The following is a 610-nucleotide window of genomic DNA, read 5'->3' as shown; positions in this document are numbered from 1 at the left end:
TGTCGACCGCCAGGTTGATGGGACCACTCTGACCGGGGTTTAGCCAGCTTCATTGGACCACCCGTTTGCCAGTTATGGGACCACTGGCGTGTCGCGCCGGTGGCCGCTCGATTACTGGGTCGGATCACTTCATGTCGATCGATGTGGAGGAGGTCCGCTGAATGTATCGGGAGGTTTCGGTGATCGAGGTACGTGAGCTGTTGCGGGTGTGGATGGCCGGTGCGGGTCTGCGCCGGGTGGCGGTGTTGGCCGGGGTGGACCGCAAGACCGCACGCGACTATACGAACGCCGCGGAGTCGGCGGGGCTGGACCGGGGCGGTGATCTGGATCAGCTCACCGACGAGCTGATCGGCGCGGTGATCGAGGCGGTTCGGCCGGGCCGCCCAGATGGCCACGGGCATACGTGGGAGTTGTTGCACGCCAACCATGATCAGATCGTTGAATGGGTCGGAAAAGACTTGACGGTGGTCAAGATCAGTGACCTGTTGGCCCGCCTCGGGATTATGGTGCCGCAGCGGACCCTGCACCGCTACTGCACCGAACGCACCGACTACCGGGGTCGCGGACCGGCCGGCACGGTGCCGGTGGCCGACGGCGAACCCGGTGTGGA

1 protein-coding gene is annotated in these 610 nt (G+C 65.1%); it reads left to right on the top strand.

The genetic code is table 11. The features are described 5' to 3' along the window. Positions 1-161: 161 nt before the first annotated feature. Positions 162-610: transposase (locus tag KIH27_RS22190; protein ID WP_504739471.1), on the top strand; the 449-nt coding region annotated here is incomplete at its 3' end.

The sequence above is a fragment of the Mycolicibacter acidiphilus genome (genome assembly GCF_018455725.1).
In the GTDB taxonomy this organism is placed as follows: domain Bacteria; phylum Actinomycetota; class Actinomycetes; order Mycobacteriales; family Mycobacteriaceae; genus Mycobacterium; species Mycobacterium acidiphilum.
Note: the sequence above shows the minus strand (reverse complement) of the source record. Positions and strands in the feature narration are given on the sequence as shown.